Below are 22,900 nucleotides of genomic sequence, written 5' to 3'. Positions count from 1 at the left end.
TTAGGTGGTTTGGATTCCACGGGCTGAAACAAACCTTAAATATCCAATCGACAAAACTAATACCAATTTCGCAAAAAATATATTTATCTTAAAGACAAAATTTTTTTGTTTCACAGGCTTTAGAGAAGTTGCAATGATATTGCTACTCAAGCTGGTGTGAAATAGCGCACTTACTATTCCGCCTTGTATTGAGTAACGATTGGTTAACTGGTGAGCTAAAATGAGCAAAGATTACAGACGTGAAAAGGAAGACTTTGAAAATTCTGATTGGATGTATAGTGATTCCGACACGCAGCACAAAAACAAGCATAGTAAAGATATTACCAAGCTCAAACGGAACAGTAAGAAGTTAAGTAGAGAGCGAGATAGGCAATATCAATACCATTAGGTCAGTTTCAAAAACTTGCTTAATCTGCATAATTAACGTATTAAACGGGTAACCTAACCAAGTTCGTGAATTTGTTGTGGATATCCGTTTTCTTAGTACTTTTTTGGAAGTTGCTAACACCCGCCATTTCGGTAAAGCAGCTGATAACTTGTACCTCACACAATCTGCTGTCAGTGCTAGGATAAAGCTACTTGAAGAGTACTTTAATACTCCCCTGTTTATTCGTAATCGAAATAGTATTCAGCTGACTCCAGCGGGTGAACAACTCATCCCCTACGCGAAACAATTATCAGCTAAGCTACTTGAAGCTAAACAAGCATTAAATCACAAAAGCACCCGCTTTATAGGTGTCGCAACCACTCCTAACGCATTTTATTTGAGTCTTAATGAAATATTCAATGAGGTGGCTCATCAATTTCCGCTGATTTCACTTCGCACGGATTTAGGAAATACCGAATTATTATCTAGGCAACTTCATGAACGCACTATCGACATGGCGTTCACCACCGAACCCCTTAAACTGGATAACGTTGAAACCAGCAAAATTGTAGAAATTCCACTCGCTTTTTATGCAAAATCGAAAGGCCAAGACATAGAGGAATATGTTCATATTGAGTGGAGTCATAAAGTCACAGATAAGGTTTATCAACAATTTCCCCAATGCCGCAACGCGCGATTAAAAACCAGTTCTTACCAAATAGGATTAGGGCAGTTAAATCGCAGTGAAACGGGGACGGCATTGTTACCCGATACTGAAAACTATCCAGGGTTAGTTAAATTAGATATTCCCTGTGATTTTTATGCTGGTATTTATTTGAATGTCATTGAAAATAACAATATCGAAGAATTGCTAGCTGTAGTTAAATTTATCACAAGCTCCCTTTCTGCCAGAGGTATGTTAATCGGTGACTGCATTGCTTAGCTTCCATGGCCTAAAGACCATGCTACAGGTGATATCCCCTAAACCTGTGGTTTTACCTGTAGGCGGCTGCTTTAGCCCCGCGAGGTTATTGGGGGGGGTGATGCCACGGGCTGAAGCCCGTGCTACAGGTAATATCCCCCAAACCTGTGGTTTCACCTGTAGGCGGATGCTTTAGCCCCGCGAGGTTATTTGGGGGGTGATGCCACGGGCTGAAGCCCGTGCTACAGGTAATATCCCCCAAACCTGTGGTTTCAACTGTAGGCGGGTGCTTTAGCCCCGCGAGGTTAGGTGGTTTGGGTTCCACGGCCTAAAGGCCATGCTACGTAACCACTATGGTTAAAACTGATAGGTCATACCAACTCGGAAATTGGTGTCGTTGTTTTCAAACCCAACAGAATCTTGGATATTGTGGGCAAGGGCATTATCAATATTTAAATTGGTCTGTAAATTTTCAGACAATTGCCAATTAGCGGCAACACCGTATTTTGCATACCCACCCAATTCAACTAACCCAGTGGGAATTGAGCTATCTAAATACTCATCTCTTACATCGGTAAAAATAGAAATCGTCACATTTTCCCATTGAGCATCTAAACTTGCTCCACCGAACCATTTAGGACGTCTACGCAACTCACTTTTCTGTCCATCAACACTAATATCTACATAACTTACGTCCACTGAAAGCTGCAACCAAGAGGTTAATTCAAAGTTAGTACTCAATTCAATCCCAGAGGCTTCAACACGACTTCGATTTACTGACGTAAAAAGTTCAGCATCAAAGTCGACTAAATCTGAAAAGTCATTTTCAAATAGTGCGAAGGTAACTTGTCCTATTTCAACATCCCACCGAAAACCTAATTCTTTATTAATACTGCGTTCGGGTTGTAAGTCAGGATTACCCACTAACGGATGTGCCAAAGCAAAAAAGCTTGGTAATTTATAACCTTCGTTATATACGGCGAACAAATTTACAGTTTCGGATAGGTCATAGTGCCCTGCAAATCGAATTGAGGTTTCACTATCGAAGTTGTCGGCATCGTCGTAACGTAAACCTAAATCGATGGCGAAATAATCTTGTGCATATTTAGCTTCCATAAACGCGCTTTGTGAGTTCTGTTCCAGAACAAAATCAACAGGCAATTGGAATCCATAATCTAAATACCCCGTGTTGCGACCTTCTGAGTCGCGCGCGCTAACTCCTATCACAATAGTAGTTGCTTGATTAAATTGATGATTCAAAAATACTTCAATTTCAGAACGCGTAAATTCAGAGTCAATATTGCTCGCTGGCACACCTGATTGCACACCTTCCGAAATACCCGGATGATCTGATGACTCCTGACGATTCAACCAAGACAAGTTAAGATTAATCCCATTAGACTGGTTTAACTGGAGAGTATTATTCAATCCCAGCAACCACTGTTCACTATTGCGCTGTTCAGCTAACTGAGGCATAGCATATTGCTCGCCACCGGAATCTTCAGCAAAGCTCACATTATCATTGTCACTATAGGTCACTAACAATCGGTGGTTTTGCTTAGCGTTAGCAAATGCAATTTTGAACAGCCCTTGTTGACTCTCCGCAGAGGCAAAATCCGAAGCTTCGCGTTGTCTACTCGATAGACTCGCTAACACAGACACACCATTATCATATTGATGAGAAACGTTTAACCCCGCGTTAAGCTGTTTATCGCTGCCTACTTCCAAATGAATTGCTGGCGCTGCGTCTTCTCGGGTAATGATATGGATCACACCACTGATGGCTTCGCCACCATAGATTGCGCTAATTCCACCACGATAAATTTCAATTCGTTCGATGCTTTGGGGGTTAATCTGACTAAAGTCGAAACCGCCGCCACGACTATTAGTGGAATCATTCACGGCGACACCATCAATCAAAACTAAAGTGAAATTAGATTCGCCGCCCCTTACCGAAACAAATGAAACCCCTCCTGCCACACCATTTTCGGCAATCACAATGTTAGGTATGCGGTTAAGAAGATCTAGGGTCGATGCCGGATTAATTTTATCAATTTGTTCCCTTGATAAACTGGAAATACTGCCTAAATTGTTGTCAGCGATTCGCGTACCAGTTACCTGCAAAGTTTCCACAGTTTGTTGTGCTAAAACCGTCAATGAGGACATTGATAGGAAAAGCAGTGCCGCTGTGCAACAAAATCCGTCCTTCAGATTCACTTGAATTATCCTTGATAATGAAAATCGATAATTATTTTTAAGGGAAGCGATTCTAAATGCTTTTAGTTGTTCAATCACCTTAATTTATCGTTTTTATTGGGTTATTCATCGGCAGTGTTTAGGATCGTTGCCACGGGCTGAAGCCCATGCTACAGGTTTGGTGAGATATCCCGCAACCTTGGGGTTTCACCTGTAGACGGGTGCTTTAGCCCGTGAGGTATTTGGTTTGGCTTCCATGGCCTAAAGGCCATGCTACAGGTTTGGTGAAATATCCCAACAACATTAGAGCTCCTCCTGTAGGCGGGTGCTTTAGCCCCGTGAGATTGTGTGGTTTGGGGGCCATGGCCTAAAGGCCATGCTACAGGTTTGGTGAGATATCCCTGCAACCTTGGAGTTTCACCTGTAGGCGGATGCTTTAGCCCCGTGAGGTATTTGGTTTGGTTTCCATGGCCTAAAGGCCATGCTACAGGTTTAGTGAGATATCCCCGCAACCTTGGGGTTTCACCTGTAGGCGGGTGCTTTAGCCCCGCGAGATTGTGTGGTTTGGGAGCCATGGCCTAAAGGCCATGCTACAGGTTTGGTGATATATCCCCGCAACCTTGGGGTTTCACCTGTAGGCGGATGCTTTAGCCCCGCGAGATTGTGTGGTTTGGTTTCCATGGCCTAAAGGCCATGCTACAGGTTTGGTGATATATACCCGCAACCTTGGGGTTTCACCTGTAGGCGGGTGCTTTAGCCCCGCGAGATTGTGTGGTTTGGGGGCCATGGCCTAAAGGCCATGCTACAGGTTTGGTGATATTTGCCCGTAACCATAGTGCTTCACCTGTAGGCGGGTGCTTTAGCCCCGCGAGGTTATGTGATTTGGCTTTCATGGCCTAAAGGCCATGCTACAGGTTTGGTGAGATATCCCTGCAACCTTGGGGTTTCACCTGTAGGCGGGTGCTTTAGCCCCGTGAGATATTTGGTTTGGTTTCCATGGCCTAAAGGCCATGCTACAGGTTGTTATTAGGATTTGGCCGTGCGGTATTCGCTAAATGATTCTTTTAAGACTTGGGCGGCAGATTGCAAAAATAAGCAGGCTAAGGCAAAACCTATGGCGATATCTGGCCAACCAGAGCTAGTTAACCAAACGCCTACACCAGCAAAAATTACCGAAATATTGGCGATAATATCATTACGTGAACATAACCAAACTGAACTCATATTAATGTCTTCAGAGCGGTGTTTCCAAAGCAATGCCAAACACACACCATTGGCCAATAACGCAATAAAACCAAACAAGCTAATTGTTTCATAAGTGGGAGCGTGAGGCACCATTAGACTGTATATTGCCTGGCCTAACACAAACAATCCAAATACCGCCATGATCGAGCCTTTGAACATGGCAGAAATGGCTTTCATTTTCGCCCCACGGGCAATCACATAAATACTAAAAATATACACCATTGCATCCCCTAGCATATCTAGGGAGTCTGCAATTAATGATATTGAATTTGCCATCAGGCCGGCGGTTAACTCTACAATAAACATGATTGCATTAATCGCCAAAACGATCTTTAAGGTTTTACCTTGTTTGTCCCTGAGCGCCTCTATTTCACAGGATTTTTCACTGCAGCAATTCGCCATTTTATCCCCTGTCAATTTATTAGATGCTAGATCCCCTATTTTGAGGGACATGAGGAGATCAAGCAAGCCTAATTGGCTTCTAGCATCTAAATCTACAGTCGCTGAGCTTTAATCTCCTTGGCACAATAGTCCACGGCTCTGGCAGTAAGTGCCATAAAGGTGAGGGATGGATTCACCACCCCAGAGGAACAATACCCCGAACCATCGGTAACAAATAGGTTTGGAATATCATGACTTTGGCAATATTGATTTAATACTGAATTTTTTGGATCCCGCCCCATTCGCGCAGTCCCCACTTCATGAATTGCAATACCAGGAGCGCGATGTGGTAAGTCATAACTAGTACCACTTTTAACGTTTGTACATCCACCAGCTCGTAACATTTCCGCGCCCATTTCTGCAGCATCGTCCATCATTGCTTTTTCGTTTTCACGATATTCCACATTGAAGTTAATCAAGGGTATGCCCCACTTATCCGTTTTAGTTGGATGTAACGACATTTGATTGTCAAAATGCGGCAACATTTCCCCCTGGGCAGAGAAATTCACTCCCCATTTCCCTGGTAAACTTAGCTGTTGTTTAAAGTCACTTCCAATACCATCTTGTTGGCTTTTCCCCCGCCAATCAGAACGAAACGTACTAATACCATAGGCAAACCCTCGTAAGTAACCTTTACGATAGAGTTCAGGCCTCGTCTGAAAGTTTGGCATGTAACACGACGAAGGCCGACGCCCCTTATAATATTCGTCTTCAAAACCTTCAATATCTCCCGTGGCTCGCGCATTATAATTGTGGTCCATCAAATAGTGACCTAATACCCCAGACGAGTTGGCAATTCCGTTAGGGAATTTTTTAGAGGTAGAGTTGAGCATAATCTGCGTAGTACCAATGGTGCTTGCACACAAGAATACAACGTCGGCGAAATACTCACGGGTAGACAGGTCGTCATTATCAATGACTCTGACCCCAATGGCGCGATTGCGTTTTTCATCATAAATCACGCTGTGCACCACGCTATTAGCGGCAATGCTTAAATTGTTTGTTTTCGCAGCCGCTGGCAACGTCGAACTTTGGGTGGAAAAGTAAGCCCCAAACGAGCAACCTTTTTGACATTCATTACGAGTCTGACACTGCACTCTTCCCTGGGATATATGCAACGTTGAGGGCTTAGTTAGATGAGCCGTGCGCCCCATAATCAGATTTCGGCCAGGAAATGCTTTCTCGATTGCCACTTTTAACGCTTTTTCCGGGCCAGTCATAGCAAAGGGAGGTAAAAACTCGCCATCGGGTAGATTGGGCAAATTCTCTTTACTACCACTTATCCCTGCAAACGTTTCCACATAAGAATACCAGTCGGCAATATCTTGATAGCGTATAGGCCAATCATTTCCCACACCATCACGCTTGTTGGCTAAAAAGTCATCTTCGCACATACGATAACTTTGCCGATGCCATAACAAAGATTTACCACCTAGCTGGTTTGCGCGGATCCATCGAAAGTCAGTCCCTTCGGTTGTTTCGTAGGGTAAATCCCGATCATTTCCAAAGAATTGTTTAGTACCATCGTGAAAGGCATAACAATCTTTTTGAATTTTGTATTGCTGTTCAATTAATAGGTTGTCTACTTTGCTACGATTATCATACTCCCAAACCGGCTTGCCTTCGGTAATATAATCTTTGCGATGTTCAACTACTCGACCACGTTCGATCATCAAGGTATTGAATCCACGCTCACAAAATTCTTTTGCGGCCCAACCACCGGTAATCCCAGAGCCCACAACCAACACATCAAACTTTTTATTCTGTTGTTTAATATAAATATCTTTATTCACGTTATTTCCTAGCAATTTTTTAATTGAACCAAAGGTTATGTCAGTGCCAATTTGGCTCAATAGTATGCAAGACTACCCCAGCATTTATCCCCTTTTTTTAGGGGAATAACACTGAATCCACCTGGTACAGGATCGTACCTAAGGATCTCCCTTGCACCTTGTTCAGAGGTGAAGTAGCCAAACACAATCAATGATTTAAGAAACTTAAACTGATTTCGTTGGAGTTGCGTAAAGCCGTTCATGGCCTCAATGGATTGAAGTAATTCAAGCTGTTGTTTTTCATCTAGCTGACAAAAAGATTGTTTGAAGTTTGCCATTGCATGCTTTTCAATTTGACTAATAATTTGCAAACAAGCTTGCTGCTCCTTTTCAGAGTGACAGCGAAATAATTGATGGTCGACAAAACCGTGACAATCTAAATCTGCTCCGCTAGGGGTGTCTGTTCGCGGCAAAATAGTGTCAACAATATGCTTTAATGTCTGCATAGTTGGTTTATCGAACAGCTGCCCCGCCCCATCGAGTTTATCGGTACGAACCTGATATGCCATTGCTACATTTAGATTAGAGCCATATACCAAGGCAGTAGCCGAGGTCACACCCATGGCGCGAACTAGGTGCTGCATAAATTTTCGTCTTTGTGGTTGGCTTAGATTAGTTGCTTTCATCATAGGCTCCAGCTTGTTTATTAATTGCAATTTTTTCGTTTTTAAATGCCAACATAAAGAGTAAGAACACAGCGAAGGCAAATACTGCTGGGAACAACCAAATATTGAACCAAGCATGGCCAAACTCGGTAGCATAGGAGTCGGTGATTTTGCCGGCTATCCAAAATCCGGCCAACATACCTATTCCATAGGTTGCCAAGGTAATTAGACCTTGAGCTGCATTTTTCACTTTAGCCCCAGCTTTAGAGTCAGTGTAGATTTGTCCGGATACAAAGAAAAAGTCATAACACACTCCATGTAACGCAATCCCCACCATGAGCAAGACAATACCACTGTCCGCATTGCCATAAGCGAATAGCACATAACGTAACACCCACGCCAACATCCCAATCAACAAGGTAATTTTAATCCCGAAGCGATTTAAAAATACAGGCAGTATCAGCATAAACACTACTTCTGAAACCTGTCCTAGGGTCATTTTCCCCGTTGCATTGGTAACACCGGTTTCCGTTAAAAATGGGTTGGCATTTTGATAATAAAAAGCCAAAGGAATACAAATTAATATAGAAGATATAAAAAACACTAAAAAATTCTTATCTTTCAATAAGGCTAGGGCATCCAATCCTAATATTTCATGTAACCCCATTTGTTCCCCGGCACTTTTAGGAGGTGTTTTTGGCAACATGAAACTAAACAGTCCCAGCAATAATGACGCTGCAGCACTTAATAAAAAGGTATTGGCTAACATGCCTTGAGCTATTGCATCTTTTCCATCCCATGCGAACAAATAACTTATGGATAAACCCGCTACAATCCAGCCAATGGTGCCCCACACTCTAATTTTTCCGAACTGTTTTGAGGGCTCGCGCATTTGTGAAAACGCCACGGAATTAACCAAGGCTAAGGTCGGCATATAAACAATCATATAACCTAAAACAAATGGATAAAAAACACTAAAATCAGTGGCTTGATAAAGGCAGTACATCAACACCGCGCCGATTAAATGCAGCACACCGAGGATTCGCTCGGCATTAAAATAACGGTCGGCAATCAAACCAATGATAAATGGCGCGATTATGGCTCCCCATGATTGGGTTGAAAACGCCATACCAATTTGACCGCCCGAGGCCGCTAGGTTATTTGCCAAAAACGTCCCTAATGTGACGAACCAGCTTCCCCAGATGAAAAACTGCAAAAACATCATTAAACTTAGGCGCAGAGTTACATTATTCATTTTTATTATTACTCCCAGAGTCGAACCACAAACCGTAGTCAAGCATTATTCAAATTGTCTGTTAAAGCCCTAAAATTCGGCGATTTAAGTCATCATCTGCACCACTACCAGCAAAATCATCAAAAGCTTTGTCCGTGGGGTGTATTAGATGTTCGGCGATAAATTTTGCCCCTTCAGCAGCGCCGTCTTCAGGATGCTTAATACAACATTCCCACTCCATTACGGCCCAGCCATCAAAGCCGTACTGGGTTAATTTGCTGAATATTCCCTGAAAATCAATTTGCCCATCCCCCAAAGAACGAAAACGCCCAGGTCTATCTAGCCAGCTTTGATAACCACCATACACACCCGCGCGACCCGAAGGTCTAAACTCGGCATCTTTCACATGAAATGCTTTAATCCTATGGTGATACAAATCGATAAAGGCTAAGTAGTCGAGCTGCTGCAGAATAAAGTGGCTTGGATCATATAAAATATTCGCTCTAGGATGATGATTAACAGCTGCCAAGAACAGCTCGAAGGAAGCTCCGTCATGAAGATCTTCACCTGGATGTAATTCGTAACATAGGTCCACGCCAGCCTCATCAAAGGCATCCAAAATAGGTAACCAACGACTGGCTAACTCTTCAAACCCCCGCTCCACTAATCCCGCTGGTCGCTGTGGCCAGGGATACATTGTGTGCCACAACAACGCGCCGGAAAAGCTCGCGTGAGCAGTTAATCCCAAATTGGCACTCGCCTTGGCCGCCCACAACATTTGCTGCACCGCCCATTGTTGGCGTGCACTAGGGTTGTCTTTAACCTCATTAGGGGCAAAACTATCAAACATTTCATCGTAAGCAGGATGCACGGCGACTAATTGGCCCTGTAGATGGGTGGATAATTCACTGATCACCATGCCATATTTAGCTACTGTGGCTTCAATATCAGCACAGTAAGTTTGACTGCTGGCGGCTTTTTGCAAATCAAAGATGCGTTCATCCCAAGTGGGTATTTGCACTGCTTTAAACCCCAGAGATGAAGCCCACTGACAAATATCATTTAAGCTGTTAAAAGGTGATTCGTCAGCAGCGAACTGAGCTAAAAAAATACCTGGGCCTTTAATTTGCTTCATAACTTAATTCCTTAAAGCTGAATATTAGAGAGTAAAAATGGGTGCCACTTTTGCGAAGACTTACTGGCTGCTACGGTATTTTCAATGAATGCCATACCGCGAATCGCGGCATTTATGCCAGGTGCTTGCAGGGAAATATCGGTTCTTTCAGACTGCTCAAAATCACGAATTTGTTGAGCAAATTGTGCATATAAATTAGCAAAGGCTTCGATATAGCCCTCCGGGTGCCCAGCAGGGGTACGCAAACTCTGTGCTGTTGCCGCGGCACAATCGCCCACCCCAGCTCGGATCATGTGGCTGGATTTGTCATTAAATCTCATCCAAAGGGTATTGGGTTCCATTTGCTGCCATTGCAGACTGGCTTTTTTACCATAAATACGAATGTTCAGATTATTTTCTTCACCAACAGCAATTTGGCTAGATAATAAAACCCCTTTAGCGCCGTTGTTAAAACGCAACAACACAGTGCCATCATCATCTAACTCACGCCCATCAACTACTGGCTCTAAATCCGCACATAATTGGACAATTTCCAATCCGCTAATGGTTTCGGCTAAGTTAGCGGCATGGACACCTATGTCTCCCATGCAACAACTCACCCCTGCGCGCTCCGGATCTAAACGCCAACTGGCTTGTTTACCCTGTTCATCTTCTTTGTTGGCTAACCAACCTTGAGAGTACTCCACAACTATCTTAGTGATCTCTCCCAACTCGCCATTGGCCACCCTAGCTGTGGCTTCTTTGACCATTGGATAACCAGTATAGGTATGGGTGAGGCCATACAAACAACCAGAGCGTTCAATAATCTTTTTCAGTTCTAGGGCTTCGTTTAAGGTAAAGGTTGCCGGTTTATCGGACATTACATGGAAGCCAGCCCGCAGTGCGGCTACGGCCACAGGAAAATGTAAATGATTCGGCGTAACTATGGAAACAAACTGCATCCGTTGGGAGGCTGGGAGTTTAGCTTCTTGTGTAAACATAGTGTTAAAATCTGAATAGCAGCGTGCTGCAGGTACACTCAACAGTTGCCCGCTTTTTTGACTGTTTTGCGGATCAGAACTAAATGCACCACAAACCAGTTCAATCTTACCATCTAGGTTAGCTGCTGCGCGATGAATAGCGCCAATAAAGGCACCTTGACCACCACCTACCATACCCATTCGAATTTTTTTCAACGACCTATCGATTTCCATGAAGACCTAACCTCAACCAATTTTTGTAACAAATCATTATCAAGTATAGGTAATTTACTATTGCTCTAGATATGATTTAATCGGTCAATAGTGCAATAATTTCGGCGCGCACTAGGGTAAAATCAGATAAACTAGTCTTGACTGGTTAGCGGAGGGAGATATGTCACAATTCTGGATTGAATCTATGGGGGAGCTAGAGCTCAAACAACTAGTAGAAGTGTTTGAGCTCACCCCTGACATTTTGTTTTGGATTAAAGATCGTCAAAGTCGTGTCGTTTATGCCAACAATGCCTATTTAGAACACTCGGGGTTTCACAGTCGAAGCCAAGTGTATGGAAAGACAGATACAGAACTTTTTGCCCCCCATTTAGCATTGCAATATATCACTGACGATCGGAAACTACTGGATGGTGAATTAATTACCGCTCGCTTAGAAATGAATCTATCTAAAGATGGTGAGTTAGGTTGGTTTTCAACTTCAAAACGACCGTTGCGAGATAAAAATGACAAGATTATCGGTTCCTATGGCATTACTCGGCATTTCCATAAGTCCTCACAAGCCCTAACTAATTTTGAAAGTATCCGTGTGCCACTGGATTTTATTCGTAATAATTACCACCGTGGGATTTCGTTAACCGAACTGGCGGAGTTATCTCACTTATCCGTCAGCGCCCTTGAACGACGTTTTAAAAAGCAATTATCCAAGACACCCACGCGCATTATCAATGAAGTCAGATTGGAAAATGCGCGGTTATTATTGGTGGAAACCGATACGCCTATTTCGGAAATTGCGTTTAAATGTGGATTTAGCGATCACAGCTATTTCACCAAACAATTTAAACAGTTTTTTGGTTTTCACCCATCCAAAATGCGTGAACAAATGCAAAACCAACAATTACAAACTGATAAATTGAAAAGTCCTGAGTTTGCCAAAGCAATTGTCAATCAAGAGACTAACTAAACAAGCGCTTTGCCAAGTCAAAGCTCACTGATGCTAACTGTTGATCAGTATTTTTCTAAGGACTTAAGATAAGCTATGCTTTCAGGTATCTGCTGAACCACTCTAGAGGACTCATCTTCTAAAAAGAAGTACTTAATACCTTGCTTTTTAGCTTCAGCAACCACTGCTGCCACGCCCACATCTCCTTGGCCTAACACCACATTGGTATCACCATCCGCTGAGCCTTTAGACGAATTAGGAGTGCCTTTTTTACGATCTTTTAGGTGCAATGATGTGAATTTCCCCGGGTATTTTTTGAGTAACGCTGCTGGGTTCATTCCACCGTGTTTGGCCCAAAATACATCCATTTGAAATTTTGCCTGATCCACATTCTGAATAATGTAATCAAACAAAGTTGCATCCTTATAGGGGAGAAACTCATATCCATGGGCATGATATTGCAAGGTCACACCGTGCTTTTTGAGCAAAGCACCAGCTTCATTCATTACTTTAACGGTCTTCTTAGCATCTTCAAACAAGAAGTTTTCACCGTGGGGGACCCAATAAAAAGTGGTATATTTTGCGCCATAAAATTTTGCTCTGTACACCGCAGCCATAGGGTTATCTCTAATTTCCTCAAAGCTGGTATCTGTGCTCACCACATCAATACCGCGCTTATCCAATTGTGCTTTAAACTCTTCAACGGAATAACCATACAAATCACGACTACCTTCCACAGCAAGTAATCCCCAATCTTGAATTTGATCGAGCGTCTTGGCTGGGTCGTCTGCAAATTGATGACGTAAACTGTATAATTGCAGCCCCAATTCATGGGCAGATAATTGGGCACTAGATAAAAGGCAAAGGCTGATCGTTAGGCTACTTACAAGTCGTTTCATCGTTGTCATGACTTACTTCCGTGGTCGATTGATTGATATTGGAATAGCCGAAATCATATAAGCTTGTGGGCTAGAACCCGTATAATAAAATCGGTTGAAGCTATAACAATTTCAGCGAATAACATTTTGTTAACGTTTTAGCCCACTCCACCTTGATAAAAACCTACCTCATCCCATGGCCTAATAATCATATTATTTAATTCCCAGATAACACCAAGATTATAAAAGTTAAATTTAGTAGACTGCTTAAACCAAGTTTAGATTTAAAGGATCAACAGGGTGAAACTTTCAAAATATTTTATAATTTTAATGCTCGCTTTAGTGCTTTCTAGCCAAGCATTCAGCGCTGATTTAGAAACCTTAATAGCCCAAAAAAGTGACGAGATAGAATCTGAAGTCATTAAACTAAGACGTCACTTTCATGAGAATCCTGAACTATCTAATCGCGAAATCGGAACAGCTAAAACCGTGGCAGCGTATTTAACCGATTTGGGAATGGAAGTAGAAACGGGCATTGCTTATACAGGTGTAGTGGGCATTCTTAAGGGTGCTAAACCCGGTAAAGTGGTTGCTCTTAGAGCGGATATGGATGCTCTACCTGTCACCGAAAAAACCGGTTTAAGTTTCGCCTCAACCCAGCGCACCCAATATAATGCCAAGGAAGTCGGCGTAATGCATGCCTGTGGGCACGATGCCCATATGGCCATTCTACTGGGTACTGCAAAGGTATTAGCCAGTATGCAAGAACAAATTCCAGGTACCATTAAGTTTATATTTCAACCCGCGGAAGAAGGTGCTCCACCTGAAGAAGGCGGTGGCGCAGCCATGATGATTGAGGAAGGTGTGTTAGCTGGCCAGTATGCTCCTGAAGCCATATTTGGTTTACATGTCTGGCCGTATAAATCGGGTGATATTCTGTATCGTCCCAAAGGTGCGATGGCCGCGGTAGATACCTTTTTTGTTGAGGTAACGGGTAAACAAACCCATGGTTCATCACCTTGGTTAGGGGTTGATCCTATTGTAGCTGCAAGCCAAATTGTAACGGCAATTCAAACCATACCCAGCAGACAGTTAGATATTACCGCTGCCCCCTCTGTGATTACTGTGGGCACCATCGAGGGCGGTTTGAGACACAATATTATTTCTGAGAAAGTCTCCATGAGCGGCACAATCCGGACCTTTGATAAGGAAGTCAGGAAAGAGTTACTCAAACGCTTAAAATCAACCGTTGAAACAGCCGCCTCATTAACCGGAGCCAAGGCGGAATTTAAGGTGATTTCAGCGACCTTAGTTACCTACAACGATGAGGCATTAACAGCACAGATGCTACCCACCATCAAAAAAGTGGTTGGTGAAGAGCATGTACGCCATAACGCGGTAATTATGGCCGGAGAAGACTTTTCCTATTTCCAAGACAAAATTCCAGGATTATATTTTATGTTGGGTATAGGAGCCGATGGTGTGCCAGAAGAGGATATGAAAACTAATCACAGTCCTGATTTTTACGTCAATGAAAAGGCCTTAAAAACTGGTGTGAAAGTAATGTCATCTTTAGCCATGGATTATCTAAACAGTGCATCCCAATAACATGGCTTAAAGGCCATCATTTAGGCACTGTTATATGAATAGCAGTGCTTCAACATTTTACCGAATAAGAAAAACATTGTGTCTAAACTAAGCTTAAGTCAAATCAATATCTATCCCATCAAATCCTGTGCAGGTATTTCCTTAGCCACAAGCAAAGTAGAGCAAATGGGCTTGGAGTTTGATCGTCGATTTGTATTAACCCAAACCAACGGCACTTTTATTACCGCCAGAACCGACAGCACCTTGTGTCTGGTCGAAACTCAAGTTACTGCAACAGGTTTGCGTTTAAATGCGCCAGGTATGCCCGAGTTAACCATAAAATATGCAGATTTTTCTGAAAACTATCAGATGGTTAAGGTTTGGCAAGATACCATCAATGGTCAATATTGCCACAGGAACTATGACCAGTGGTTTAGCCGTTACCTCGGCAAACCCTGTAAGCTGGTGTTCTTCGGCGAACAATCTAGCCGCCAGGTAATAAACAGTAGCAGCCAGGTATCCTTTGCTGATGGATATCCTTTTTTAGTTATTTCTCAACAAAGTTTGCAGGACCTAAATTCACGTTTGGCGTCGCCGGTAACAATGAGTCAATTTCGCCCGAATTTAGTCGTCGATAACTGCACCGCTTTTGATGAGGATAGTTGGAAAAAAGTGCGTATTGGCGATGTCGAATTTGAAGTTATGAAGTCCTGTTCTCGCTGTATATTTACCACAGTCGATCCCAAATCAGCGGAAAAACACGAACAAAAAGAACCTCTGACAACACTACAAAAATATCGTAAAGATAAAAAAGGCGATGTGCTTTTTGGTCAAAATCTCATTGCCCTCAATACCGGAACCATAAGCCTAAACGACGAAGTAATTGTAACTGAACGACAAACTTGCACTATTCATTTTGACCTAGGCTCCAAGTCAGCAAGAAAATCGGGGAAATCACCAATTCAAACAGAGACCGCTGACCAGAGCGCAAAAAAGTCAGTGAAAATCGCTTTTGCTAGCTGGAATGTGAATCATCAGGGTGACAATCAAACCACCATTTTAGAACAAGGGGAAGCCGCCGGCTTGAACTTACCTTTCTCTTGTAGAGCAGGTATTTGCGGTAGATGTAAAGTCAAACTCAGTCGTGGCCAAGTCAAAAATATAAATGAGCTTAGCGGTTTAACAGAACAAGATGCAAACCAAGGTTACATACTTGCTTGCAGTTGTGTTCCTCAAACCGATGTGGAAATTACTAAAGCATAAACTCGGGTGGTGCATAGATTATATTTGCGCCCCTTCATGGGCAACCTGAACACCAGCAATCCAACAACCTAAGGTATGCAGTTGCTCGTTTAACAACACAAAGTCGGCTTGCATACCCACTTCCAACTTACCTCTGTTTGAGCAAGTTAAAAATTCGGCAGGTGTTGAACTTGCCATATTCAGAGCTGAGGCCAAGGGGACGTCCATATTGTGATGCAGGTTACGCACCGCTGAACTCATATCTAAGGCGGACCCGGCTAAAGTGCCATCGGGCAAGGTTAGTTTATTTCCTTGGCGAATAATCTCGGTATCTAACCAGGGTAATGAATCAACATCTGCGCCCACATGTGCCATGGCGTCAGTGACTATCATCAACCTTTGCCAGCCTTTGCACTGAAAAGCTAAACGACAATTGTAGGGATGCACGTGGAGTTCATCGGCAATGATCCCACAAAATACCCTTTCGTCATGTAATCCAGCGGCTAACATTCCAGGGTTACGGGCGGTGAGTCCTGACATGGCGTTAAATAAATGGGTAAAGCCCGTAGCGCCTGCATCAATAGCCTGTAAAACGGTTTCAATATCAGCATTAGAGTGGCCAAGGGAAACAATCACCCCACAATCTGCCAACTTAGCAATTTGCTGTGGCGTTACGTTTTCAGGTGCTACCGTGACCATAACTTGACCTAAGTCCTGACGACAAAAAATCTGCATTTCATCATCAGATAAGGGTCTGATGGTTTTTTCACTATGGATCCCACGCTTAGGTACACTTAAGTGCGGCCCTTCAAAATGGACACCCAAAATACCCGCTTCTTGTAATTCAATCGCTTCGGCGATGGCCTGAGCAGCCATTTGCATTATATTTAGGTTATCGGTAATTAACGTGGGTAACATAGCCGTTGTGCCAAACAAACTGTGGGCTTGGCGTATTTTCTGGATAGTGGCCAGGCTTGGTTGTTGATTAAACAGAACCCCTCCCCCACCATTTACTTGAGTATCAATGAAGCCTGCCGTGACTAAACCGTTTAAAGGTAAGTCTGTGGGTTGTGGGTTTGTATCTATTGCCGTTATTACACCACCGTCAATGGTTAACCTGACGTTCTCTTGAATACCCTGGCCATCGAAAAACTGACTAGCTTGGTAGTAAGTCGGTGTGGATTCCTGTGTCATTAGACCAATTACCTTAAATGGGATTAACTTATACTGAGTCTGACCAAAAGCGTCTTTATTCACTTCAAGACGCGGCTAATTGCGCTTAGTTGATATCGCAAACTGTTTTTTTGCCATCATGATTGCGCCACATTCTGGGGCAGCAATAGGCTGTTTTATTGTTACTTGAATATCTTCATCTAACCAAGGAATAACACTGGGAGATAAACCACCAATAAAGGCAATTCGTTGAGAGTCATGACGTTGTAATTTTCTCGCCAGGGCACTCAAATAACTTGCTCCTTCTTTTACTATTCCTATGGCTACCGAGTCATTTTGCTCGGCATACTCGAACACTAACGGTGCCAAATTAGCAAATTTTGCAGAACTTGAGGTTAAATAACTTTCAATGATTTGCGCAGCATCAGTGCATCCAGTAAACCGAAAAACCGCCTCAATAAAAGGACTAGATTGAGCCAATCCATCAAAGCTTTCTAACGCCCACCTTAATGTCTGCAAGCCCATCCATGCGCCACTTCCTTTATCCCCCAACAGAAAGCCATGACCACCATATTCGAACTGTTGCCCTTGATGACAGGCCAAGGCAGAACTTCCCGTTCCCACGATGACAATCGCCCCTGAATCACTATGGTGAGCGCCTAAACAAGCGATGTACAAATCGGTACTTAGAGTTAATTGAGCAAAAGGATGTTGCCAAGCCTGCATCTGAGATTTATAACTAGGCAAATTCAAACCAGCCAGTCCCATTCCAACGTAAGTATCTGCTAAGGCGGTAATAGGTAAATTAGCCAAGACCATGACCTGTTCGCTCACCTGTTGAATGGAAGCTAAAGCTAATTTGAGATCCCGAGCTGGATTTGCGGGACCAGCCACACTTTCGGCTAATAGATTTCCTTGAGCGTCCTCTAGGCGAGCTTTACATTTGCTGCCACCACCGTCTATACCCAAAAAATAGCAAGGATTTTGCAATTACATTTCCTCTTAGCAATCAAATTGCATACTAGCATGATATTTTGCTGCATGACTGAATCAACCTACCTGTTAAGATGGATTATACGCTAAGTTCTACCCACAAATACCTACCCTAAGTCGATTTTTATTGAAAGCGGTTTCAGTCAATTCTTGGTTTTTTAACCAACTTACGCTGCAAGGTTCGTCTATGCATACCAAGCTGCCGAGCAGTGGCGGAAATATTACCTTTATTGGCTTTTAAAACTTGCTGGATATGTTCCCATTCAAGTCTTGCTGGTGACATGATATTAGTATCACTGGCCGCTTCTGTAGCATTATCACCTGCTAACATTGCTAACAAGGTTTTGCTATCCACAGGTTTTGACAGGTAATCATCAGCACCGGCTTTAATGGCTTCTACAGCAGTGGCTATGCTGGCATACCCCGTTAACAGAATAATACGTGCATCAGGCAGTAACTCTCGTAATTTAGGTAAGATAGATAAGCCGCTTTGGGTACCAACTTTCAAATCTAAGATGAGGTGGGAGGGTAACGATTGTTTGGCTAATACGAGACCTTTATCCACAGTTTCAGCATGCTCGCACTCGTATCCATGATGGGTTAAACGACGTAACAAAATACCGGCAAAACTTTGCTCATCTTCGATTAGTAGCAACTTCATTGTAAGCTTACCAACTCCATTAATATCTCAGCTACAGCCCCAGACTCTGAATGATTATATAGGCGAAGTTGTGCTCCTAAACGCTCTAAAGTAGCGTGACTGAGCAATACTCCCATGCCGAATCCCTGTTCACTTTCGACTAAGGTTGAACCTAATTCCAGCAAACTTTCCTCGGGTAATCCAGCACCAAAATCACGAATAGTTAATACCAGTTGCTGTGTTTGAGCACGATTATCTAGATGACACTGAATTTGGATCTGCTGGCAGTTATTGCGTTTGCTTGATTGCACCGCATTTTGGATTAAATTTAATAATGCCGGTAACAACGTGGTATCAGCTCTAACCGCTAAGTTTTCTAGGCTAGGAATGCTGTATTGCACCTCAATATCGGCAAAGTTTAATTGTACTTCTTCTTGTAATTTAGCAACCAGTTGAGGCATGGGGATCAGTCTTTTGCTGTTCAACTTAACCTCTTCCGACATTTCTCGAAAATCTTGTAAGCGGCGGCGACATAGGTGTAATTGTTCGCTCAACTGTTTAAGTAACGGATTATCTTCGGGAAGCTCAAATTCGAGCTCTTCGGTAAGTAAATTTGCAGTGGCTAGTGGAGTGGCCAGTTGGTGAGCAAATTGCGCCGCAGTGGTACCTAGGGCAACTAATTGCTCTTGTCGTAATTGTTCCTCTCGTAGCTTACTCACAAACCGCTCTTGATTACGCATAGCCTGAGCTAAAGACGCAACCACCAGCACCACCACAAGTGCAGACAAAACAAAATTCACCCACATACCAAGGAAATGCTGTTGCATATCCACCATATGCATTTGATGGGAATCAATACTAAAAAACAAAACAGAGTAAGCTGCTAATGCCACAAAGCTGACCAAAATTAAAAGACGGCGAGAAAGGGTCACTGCGGCTATGGCAACGGGAATCAACAACAAAGAAACGAAGGGATTTGTAGCCCCTTTAGCAAAGTATAAGAGTATTGTGAGGAGCAGAATATCCAGTAAAACTTGGAACAAATATTCACTCTCACGAGCGTTTCGATTGCCTCTGTAGCAATAAAACAGCACCATATTCACGGCGAGTTCGATGACAATAATTAGCTTTAAGGTTAAGTAGGGAAGCGTATACTCAAACCAGTATTCAGCGAACAGCACCACCAACAATTGCAAAAAGATAAACCCATACCTAAGTTTTATCAGTAGCAAAAGGTGACGGTTAGTTTGTAGGTGCGGTCTGGACATCAAATGGCTCAAATATAATTTTTGTATTTATAGCAGTTTATAGTGCCAAACTAAACCCACAGGCCATCGACTGCAGCTATAGTCGGTTCAAGGTCGTTATTAAATAAACAAAGTAACGATTAGGACTATTATAGAAACATAGGTGCACACAACAATGCGACATATTGTCGCACCTTGTTGGACACCCAGAGGTTGCAAACAATAACGAGTTTTAACCCCGTTTCCCCACGGGCTAAAGCCCGTGCTACAACGGATGTATTAGGAGCTAAAAATTGTAGCGCGGCATTTATGCCGTGGATGATGCGCCTAGATTATTTGACTTAGCCTATTTGCCTTAACCTATTTGCCTTCTCCGATTCCTCCACGGACTAAAGCCCGTGCTACACCGGATGTAATAGGTAATAAAAATTGTAGCTCGGCATTTATGCCGTGGAATATGCGCCTGGGTTATTTGAATTAGCCTATTTGCCTTAACCTATTTGCCTTCTCCGATTCCCTCCACGGGCTAAAGCCCGTGCTACAACCGATGTAATAGGTGATAAAAATTGTAACGCGGCATTTATGCCGTGGATGATGCGCTTGGGCTGTTTGCCTTAACCTATTTGCCTTATCCGATTCCTCCACGGACTAAAGCCCGTGCTACACCGGATGTAATAGGTAATAAAAATTGTAGCTCGGCATTTATGCCGTGGAATATGCGCCTGGGTTATTTGAATTAGCCTATTTGCCTTAACCTATTTGCCTTCTCCGATTCCCTCCACGGGCTAAAGCCCGTGCTACAACCGATGCAATAGGAGCTAAAAATTGTAGCTCGGCATTTATGCCGTGGATGGGCCAGTGTAAAATGACACCATCAATGGACGGGCTTGGGGTTATGCTGGTTGTTAGCTAACATCAATGGCTTTTCCCCGATTTTTGCGTTTATTCTTTTTAAGGGGTGGGCATAGATCATCATTATTGTAATAAACAATGCACTCTAAACACTGAACGCATTCGTTGTAATTTATCTCCCCTTTAGGTGTTATGGCTTTAATATCGCACTTATGGTGACATAAGGTACAGGGCGATCCGCAGTCTTTGCGACGGGTTAGCCACTCGCCCAAATGGAAGTATCCTAAAATCGCTAAACCGGCCCCTAATGGACACACATAACGACAGTAAAATTTATTAATAAATACCCCTGCACCAAGCAACACTAAAGAATAAACAACAAATGGCCAATACCGATAAAACTGTAAGGTAATGGCTGTTTTAAAGGGTTCGACTTCTGACAGTACTTCAGCGGTTCGGATAGAATAAATAGAGGTCAGAACGAGACCAATGAGTATCGCATACTTAATCCACCACAATTTACTGTGTAACTCATAGGGCACTTTTTTCTGGCGAATACGCAATTTTTTAGCCGCCCATCCGAGCATTTCTTGCAAGGCACCAAAAGGGCACAACCACCCACAAAAGATACCTCGACCAACAATGAATAAGCTTATAAAAACGTAAATCCACAAAATAAACAAAACCGGATCCATCAAATACATTTGAATATCAAAGCCATTCATCAGGCTTTGAATGATAGGAAATATATTCACTACAGATAGCTGTCCTTGGGCATACCAACCAATAAAGAACAGCGTAAAAAACATGAAGCTCCAACGAACGTATCGAAAAAGTTTTTGGTTGGCTGACAACTTATGCTGATAGATAAAAATCACCGTCACTAAAATTAAACTCGCGATTAAGACGCTAATTACCCCAATGCGAGATTTCCAGATTCGCACCCATGGGGGTATTGGCGCTTCAACTTCCACAGCTTCTGCAATATTAAAAAGAGTGCGAGGCAATGCATAGTCATCTTGAAAAAGGGCTTGCTGTTGGACGAGGTGGTTTTTCGCCACGGTTAAATTAAGGGATAACTGCATATCTAAACTAGGGTTGAATCCCGATTGCGTATTCACAACAAATAATTGCAAGTCATCGGTTATGGGCGCTCCAGATGCGAGACTTGGCTCAGTAAAACTATAAAAATTCAGATCACGCATGGCTAAGGGCAAATTACCCTGCTCTAAATTAATTTGGTCGGCCACAGTACCTGGCTTGAAATCATCCTCAAGATAATGAAAAAAGCCCTCAGACATCACCGCAAAAGCTTGCTCATTGGGCTTAAGTACAGCCATTAATCGCTGGTACTCAGCCTCGCCAAGTAAGTTGATACCAATGCTGGGTGCATTTAGGTATGCGTAGTAAATAGTAAACTCATTGCCTAGTTCGGTAGCAAAGGTGTCTGCTGGAAAATCATCTAAAGAGGCATTTAATTCTTGCTCAAATTGTTGCCGCGTTAGCGTCCATTTTTTTACGTAACCTTTATCTAGAAGTTGTTGCCAATTCAAAGGGGAAAAGTCGTCTCTGGGAATTGCCAGTGGTGCAACGGTAAAGCCTTCTAACATGTTTCTTGCCACTTGCAATGCCGACAACAACACAGTGTCATTGACTACAATGACAGAAACCGTTGCTTTGGTAACACCATCAACATGTACTGTTTTGTCATCGAGATTAGTATCATTAGCCGCTTTGTCGACGATGATTCTATTCGATACATTTTTGCCAATGTATTGTTCGATAAACGCGTTTAGTGGCTCAGGTCCTAAGCCATGAAGAAATATGGGTTCATGATGGGATAAAATCTCAATACCTTTAATATTACCTGCGGTATCAATACCAATTAGTAGGTTAATTCTATCTCCAGAAAAACCAGGAAAATCAACTAAATCGTTGGTTTGGAAAGCGTAACCCAACAATTCTTGGAGTTGGTAAATGGGTTGGACAGGGTACTCAGCTAAGGTATCGCCAATTAATGTTGCTTTAGGGAATATTTGTTTTATTTGCTGTTCAGATATAGAAGAACCTAAGCTGGTTCCACTAAATAAAACTAAAGCAAAGCAGAATAGAGTGTTGCGCAGAGTCATCATGGCAATTAGTGTCCTAACTTGCCCCAGTTCCTAATCGAACTGACGA

17 protein-coding genes are annotated in these 22,900 nt (G+C 42.9%); 4 read left to right on the top strand and 13 right to left on the bottom strand.

Features of this window, described 5'->3' with window-relative positions; genetic code table 11:
- Positions 1-464 precede the first annotated feature (464 nt).
- Complete coding sequence (locus AB6T38_RS08675; protein WP_372546931.1) at positions 465-1,310, top strand: LysR family transcriptional regulator; 846 nt, start codon at positions 465-467, stop codon at positions 1,308-1,310.
- A 336-nt stretch (positions 1,311-1,646) separates the two neighbouring features.
- Here AB6T38_RS08675 and AB6T38_RS08670 read toward each other — a convergent pair whose 3' ends face one another.
- From AB6T38_RS08670 to AB6T38_RS08640, 7 genes are all read right to left on the bottom strand, one after another.
- Positions 1,647-3,506 carry a TonB-dependent receptor plug domain-containing protein gene (locus AB6T38_RS08670; RefSeq protein ID WP_372546930.1) on the bottom strand — a complete coding sequence of 620 codons (1,860 nt, stop codon included), beginning with the start codon at positions 3,504-3,506 and terminating at the stop codon, positions 1,647-1,649.
- A gap of 1,005 nt (positions 3,507-4,511) precedes the next feature.
- Positions 4,512-5,132 carry a cation transporter gene (locus tag AB6T38_RS08665; RefSeq protein WP_348490294.1) on the bottom strand — a complete coding sequence of 207 codons (621 nt, stop codon included), beginning with the start codon at positions 5,130-5,132 and terminating at the stop codon, positions 4,512-4,514.
- Between the two features lie 92 nt (positions 5,133-5,224).
- Complete coding sequence (locus AB6T38_RS08660) at positions 5,225-6,964, bottom strand: GMC oxidoreductase (RefSeq protein ID WP_372546928.1); 1,740 nt, start codon at positions 6,962-6,964, stop codon at positions 5,225-5,227.
- Between the two features lie 56 nt (positions 6,965-7,020).
- A complete protein-coding gene (locus tag AB6T38_RS08655; RefSeq protein ID WP_372546926.1) occupies positions 7,021-7,629 on the bottom strand; it encodes a gluconate 2-dehydrogenase subunit 3 family protein in 609 nt (202 codons plus the stop codon).
- Positions 7,616-8,863 (bottom strand): nucleoside permease, encoded by a 1,248-nt coding sequence (locus AB6T38_RS08650; RefSeq protein WP_372546925.1) that lies wholly within the window; start codon positions 8,861-8,863, stop codon positions 7,616-7,618. The genes AB6T38_RS08655 and AB6T38_RS08650 overlap by 14 nt, the downstream gene beginning before the upstream one ends.
- 61 nt (positions 8,864-8,924) lie before the next feature.
- Positions 8,925-9,977, bottom strand: coding sequence for a sugar phosphate isomerase/epimerase family protein (locus AB6T38_RS08645; protein ID WP_372546923.1), 1,053 nt, complete (start codon positions 9,975-9,977; stop codon positions 8,925-8,927).
- Between the two features lie 11 nt (positions 9,978-9,988).
- The gene (locus AB6T38_RS08640) at positions 9,989-11,170 is read right to left on the bottom strand and encodes a Gfo/Idh/MocA family protein (RefSeq protein ID WP_372546921.1); all 1,182 of its coding nucleotides are present in this window, start codon (positions 11,168-11,170) and stop codon (positions 9,989-9,991) included.
- 160 nt (positions 11,171-11,330) lie between these two features.
- Between AB6T38_RS08640 and AB6T38_RS08635 the strand changes: the two genes are divergently transcribed.
- Positions 11,331-12,131: a helix-turn-helix domain-containing protein gene (locus AB6T38_RS08635; RefSeq protein ID WP_372546920.1), complete on the top strand. Its 801-nt coding sequence runs from the start codon at positions 11,331-11,333 to the stop codon at positions 12,129-12,131.
- Positions 12,132-12,175: 44 nt separating this feature from the next.
- On the opposite strand, the gene AB6T38_RS08630 is transcribed toward AB6T38_RS08635, so the two are convergent.
- Positions 12,176-13,018, bottom strand: a complete 843-nt coding sequence (locus AB6T38_RS08630) for a sugar phosphate isomerase/epimerase family protein (RefSeq protein ID WP_372546918.1) — start codon at positions 13,016-13,018, stop codon at positions 12,176-12,178.
- 270 nt (positions 13,019-13,288) lie between these two features.
- Here AB6T38_RS08630 and AB6T38_RS08625 point away from each other — a divergent pair, with 270 nt between their 5' ends.
- Positions 13,289-14,596, top strand: coding sequence for an amidohydrolase (locus tag AB6T38_RS08625; RefSeq protein ID WP_372546917.1), 1,308 nt, complete (start codon positions 13,289-13,291; stop codon positions 14,594-14,596).
- Positions 14,597-14,674: 78 nt separating this feature from the next.
- Complete coding sequence (locus AB6T38_RS08620) at positions 14,675-15,838, top strand: YcbX family protein (protein WP_372546916.1); 1,164 nt, start codon at positions 14,675-14,677, stop codon at positions 15,836-15,838.
- An 18-nt stretch (positions 15,839-15,856) separates the two neighbouring features.
- On the opposite strand, the gene nagA is transcribed toward AB6T38_RS08620, so the two are convergent.
- From nagA to AB6T38_RS08595, 5 genes are all read right to left on the bottom strand, one after another.
- Positions 15,857-17,011 (bottom strand): N-acetylglucosamine-6-phosphate deacetylase, encoded by a 1,155-nt coding sequence (gene nagA / locus AB6T38_RS08615; RefSeq protein ID WP_372546914.1) that lies wholly within the window; start codon positions 17,009-17,011, stop codon positions 15,857-15,859.
- A gap of 75 nt (positions 17,012-17,086) precedes the next feature.
- Positions 17,087-17,980: a BadF/BadG/BcrA/BcrD ATPase family protein gene (locus tag AB6T38_RS08610; protein WP_372546913.1), complete on the bottom strand. Its 894-nt coding sequence runs from the start codon at positions 17,978-17,980 to the stop codon at positions 17,087-17,089.
- 142 nt (positions 17,981-18,122) lie between these two features.
- Positions 18,123-18,644, bottom strand: a complete 522-nt coding sequence (locus AB6T38_RS08605; RefSeq protein ID WP_372546912.1) for a response regulator transcription factor — start codon at positions 18,642-18,644, stop codon at positions 18,123-18,125.
- On the bottom strand, positions 18,641-19,891 hold the full coding sequence (locus AB6T38_RS08600) for a sensor histidine kinase (protein ID WP_372546911.1): 1,251 nt from the start codon (positions 19,889-19,891) through the stop codon (positions 18,641-18,643). The genes AB6T38_RS08605 and AB6T38_RS08600 overlap by 4 nt, the downstream gene beginning before the upstream one ends.
- A gap of 884 nt (positions 19,892-20,775) precedes the next feature.
- Positions 20,776-22,854: a 4Fe-4S binding protein gene (locus AB6T38_RS08595; protein ID WP_372546910.1), complete on the bottom strand. Its 2,079-nt coding sequence runs from the start codon at positions 22,852-22,854 to the stop codon at positions 20,776-20,778.
- Between the last annotated feature and the right edge of the window lie 46 nt (positions 22,855-22,900).

It is taken from the genome of Aliiglaciecola sp. SL4 (assembly GCF_041538045.1).
Lineage (GTDB): Bacteria > Pseudomonadota > Gammaproteobacteria > Enterobacterales > Alteromonadaceae > Aliiglaciecola.
This window is presented reverse-complemented; position numbering and strand designations above follow the sequence as displayed.